Origin of the sequence: Pleurocapsa sp. CCALA 161 (assembly GCF_003003995.1) — a bacterium.
GTDB lineage: Bacteria > Cyanobacteriota > Cyanobacteriia > Cyanobacteriales > Xenococcaceae > Waterburya.
Window position 1 is genome coordinate 1 of sequence record NZ_PVWF01000215.1, and the last position, 4489, is coordinate 4489.

At 42.3% G+C, this 4489-nt stretch carries 2 protein-coding genes; one reads left to right on the plus strand and one right to left on the minus strand.

What is annotated here, in order from left to right; translation table 11 throughout:
- A partial coding sequence (locus tag C7B62_RS24620; protein WP_106243989.1) for a CAAX protease occupies positions 1 to 2661 on the plus strand: 2661 nt, incomplete at its 5' end.
- 486 nt (positions 2662 to 3147) lie between these two features.
- Here the strand turns inward: C7B62_RS24620 and C7B62_RS24625 are convergent.
- Positions 3148 to 4489 (minus strand): GAF domain-containing protein (locus C7B62_RS24625; protein ID WP_146132213.1); only part of this gene is annotated, 1342 nt, incomplete at its 5' end.

Sequence of the window (4489 nt, forward strand, 5' to 3'; positions counted from 1 at the left end):
CCTTTAGAAACTTTAAGCTGGTGGGCTGGTTGGTATGAGGATCTCTCTCCAAGTAGCTCTTCAGAAGAAATACAGCCGACAGCACAGTTAAAAACTAGTCGTTATGTAATTTATCTCGATGGCATCAGCCAGTCTAAGTTCGTACATACGCCAGATATTCAAGATTTTTTTGACGCTTTAGAACCCGCCCTACCAGAAGATGTTGAGTTGATTAAAGAAATTATGGTTTATTCAGTTCGCGATAAACCACTAACAGCCAATCGTCCCCTATCCTTCCTTTGGCGTATAGCTGATTCATTTAGGTTCAAAAATCCAGCTAGCTTGTTCGGTTTAATTGTCAACGTTCGCAACGCTCTAATCGTGGCGGTTTCTGCCGATAGACGCTACGGTCCTATTTACAACTTTGGAATTGCGCGACTGATGTATCAAGCCCTGATGCAACGAGGTTATCAGCCAGAACGTAGAACACCAATTACCCTAATTGGTTTTAGTGGTGGCGGACAAATGGCAGTAGCAGCAGCCCCATATCTACGAAGTGCATTAAATGCACCCATTGATGTAATTTCCTTGGGTGGGGTTATCAGTGGTAACGTAAATCTTTTAAGACTAGAGCATCTCTATCATTTATCTGGTGAGAAAGATGTAGTCGAGCGTATTGGTCCAGTAATGTTTCCCAGACGCTGGGCTGTGTTTTTCCTATCTTACTGGAATCGTGCCAAGCGCATGGGGAAAGTAAGTTTAATTTCTTTAGGACCGGTTGGTCATCAAGTTCCAGGGGGAATCATGGACCCCGAACAGCGTTTACCTAACGGACGTACCCACCTACAGCAAACTATCGATTGGATCGTGGGGATTATACAGGGTACTGCCAAACAAGAAGATAGCACAACTCGAAAAAAACTCAGCGATTACGAACGGTTTCGCTCTTCAAACTTCAATTGCCCAGAAGCTTACCCGATTCATCAATCTCTGTCTCCAGAATATTATAGGGCGATCGCGCCTTGGATGGGTCGGTTAATTCTACCTGCAAAAGATCGGCGCATAGCAGTTAAGGGACTGTTGTTTGAAGTTCATCATGCTCCTGAAGAATATAAACATCTAGTCGGACAAGTGGTAATGCTGCGTCTTAATGACGAACCAGAAACCCGCGCCTACGTTCAAGCCGTAACTAAAGATGTTCATTTTAGTCCCCAAGCCGAGTATAGTGTCAGACAGGGTAACGTTCATCCAACTCGGCTCAATCACTGGCAACTAGTTAATCCCCTAGAGTCTTTGGCAGGTTCGCATCCCGTAGACGATTTAATGGTAATGTTATCCGAACCAGCGATCGCGCAGACAGAAGAAGATGAAATTGCCCAATACATCATATATATCTCTCATGAGCCAGTACAAATTACGGGACGATACTATGCTTTAGTAAGATTCTTAGAACCAATCCCCAAAAGCGATCTGTTTAGGGTGGTTCACTACAATCTGGCTTCAGGACGATTTGATGGGATAGAAGAAACTGTCAGAATGCCGAATGTAGTCCCTAATCGCAATAATACCTGTCCGTCTACGACAAAAAACATCGAACAATCTCCTCTAAACGAGACAGGATGGTATATTTATGGCGCACAGGATGAGTCGGGAAAATTTATCGTTCGGGCTTTAGCACCCCGTAAGCTATTACAGGTCGAACCAGAGCGGATAATTACAGGACGCAAGCCGATTAAAAAGTATTTAAAGAAAGAAGCTTGGGGTAATCTAACTGCAAAAAAAGGTAAGGTAAACTCGGTTTTGCTCAATCCAAGAACAACTCAAGCCAGAAACTCTTGGGTTGAAGGTAAACGAGCGTTATTGATTCATACCTATGGAGGAATTGGTGGTAATAAAACCGAACCCGCAGCGAAAACTCCCCTCTACTTCGGTCACTTCGCCTACGGAACTGCTACTGTAGTGCGCGAACCACTAACGGGCGAACTACGGTTTGAAATTGTTTACCATCAAGTCTATACTCAAAATTCTGAAGGACTGATTGCAGGTAGCCTACACTGGTCGCGTTACCTGGGCGATCGCCAGTTGGGCTGGTTGGGATTACGTCCTGTATGCGACATCATAATTGAATTAGACGAATTTACGGGTGATTATGAAACAAATAGAGGATCGCACTCTCCTTTAAATCGAGTGGTTCACCAGCTAGAAGTTATGGCTGCTCGTTATCGTATTGGCGACGGGACAGGAGGTACTTTTGTCGGACCTGCATACAACTGTGTCCAGGATGCCAATCAAGCCTTATATGCTGCGTTGAGACAAATATCGCGATCGATTCGTTCTAATCCCAATGTCGAGGAGTGGAAACAAGAACATCCCGAACAGTTGTACCGATTGGAACAGTTAGAACAGTTAACCGAAGACTTCAAACATCTACTATTACCCTGGGGAACGGCACGCGCCGACTGGAAAAACCATGCTGAAGTATTAGGCAGTACTTTAGAAGATAACCCCGTGCAGAACCTAATCCGTGGTTTAATTACTTGGCGTACTCTTTTACCTCGTTTAACTAGTGATGAGGTAGTAGAAATATTTCTCAAGCAGGGTGGTCAAGCATGGATGCTGCGAACCAATCAGGTAGGCGGTACTAATCCTGATATCGAACCTGTTGCGCCGATGACCTTATAGTAATCGCAGTACGTTAATTGGTTAGGACAAGTTTGGGGCGTTGCTGATTTTATGTCGTACAAAGTATTTCTGTTCGTCCCTAAAGCGATTGTCTTAAATGTCAAATAGACGTTTGTCTTGAGCGATCGCATTATCAAAAAAGCTTTTAGCTTTTAGCTATACGCTAATTGGGTAAAAGGGCCCCCATCAAATCGAAGATTTGATGGTCTTCAATTAGTGGTGGGTACAATCCCCCACTAATTGTAAAGTGAACGATACCCCGAGATAAACTTAAGCTAATAGCTAATGGCTCTGAAGCTCAGAGCTATTGAATTTTAAAATCATACCTCTATTCACCAACGCTTTTTTGGTTTGGATTCTGCAATAAATGCCATTAAAGTCTCTTAGTTAAAATATTCTTTTGATAAATGGTATTATTGCTGGTTTGTATAATCCTGGGCTTGATTTAGCGATCGCCTGATTCGTGCAAGATGTCTATTATTTCGATTAAAGTTTTTGTACTAATACTACTAATTGATTGAAAGACTGAGTTATGGTCATAGACTGTGCTGAAATTCGCTCGGCAATACTAGCTACTTCCTGCACAGAGTCTTTAGCGAATGCTGAACTTTGGGTTTGATTTTCTACCGATTTAGCAATGTTTTCAATGAGAGTATTCATCTTATGATTTAGAGCAACAACCCGTTCTAGCTTTTGGCGAACTGTTTGAAATTCTCCAATTCCACTAATTAACTGCTGTGTTCCTGAATCAAGAGCAATTGTTTTTTCCCTTACTTCGGCTTTAATATTGGCAAACAAGGGTTCAACTTTGGCTGTAGCTTCAAATAACTGCTGCATCAAAGAGAAAAGAGTATCAGATAAATCGATAATCGAGTTTTGACTACTTTCTTCAATCTGACTACGATTTATAGATCTAGTTATGCTCATAGACTGTTGAACCAACTGCTTACTCAAATCCTTGATCGTATTGACTGCCTCAGCCAGCTTTTGGGAAGAATGGCTAATCTTATCAAAGCCAACCGCCACATTTTGAACTGTGTGTTGAATATTGGAAATGCTATTGACAGCACGATCTAAACTTTCTTGAGTACCTTGTACTGCTAGGTCATTTTGCTGCTCTTGGAATTTGACCTGTTGAACATTTAAGGCTATACCACTAAATGAATCTGCAACCTTTTGAATTTGATGTAAAACATTAATCGTAGTCTCAGATTGACGCATAGCTTCTTGAGACAGAGTTTGATAAGCGTCGACCTTATCAGAGAGTATTTCAACTACTTGATGCTTGAGAGCTTCTGTTTGCTCATGTTGCTGATCGGATACCCGATCGCTTTTTTGATTAGCTTCTTGAAGCTGTTCGAGGAGTTTGGCGTTATCGAGGGCAAAACCAACCTGAGTAGCAATCTGTGTTACCCAGCGAATCTCAGGATGTTGCCATTGGCGGAAGTCAGAACATTGGTGTGCCACTAATAAACCAAATAGTTTTCCTTCATTAATAATAGGCGTAACTAGGTTGGCTTTAACCTCTAGCTGTTCTAGCTGTTCAATGTAGCATTTGGTCATTCCTGCTTCATAGATATTACCCCAAGCTCTAACCCTACCGTTGCGATACTTGTCGAGATATCTACTTTCAAAACATGGATCGTTAATTACTTTACCCTTTGCTCTTGTCCAGCCAGGAGCTACAGACTCGGCGACAATCATGCCATGATTATCTGAGTTCATGCTGTAGACCACGACGCGATCGCATTCTAATATTCTACGTACTTCTTTGACGCTAGTGTTGAGGATATCCCCTGTTTTGAGAGAGGCGCGAATATGTTGAGTA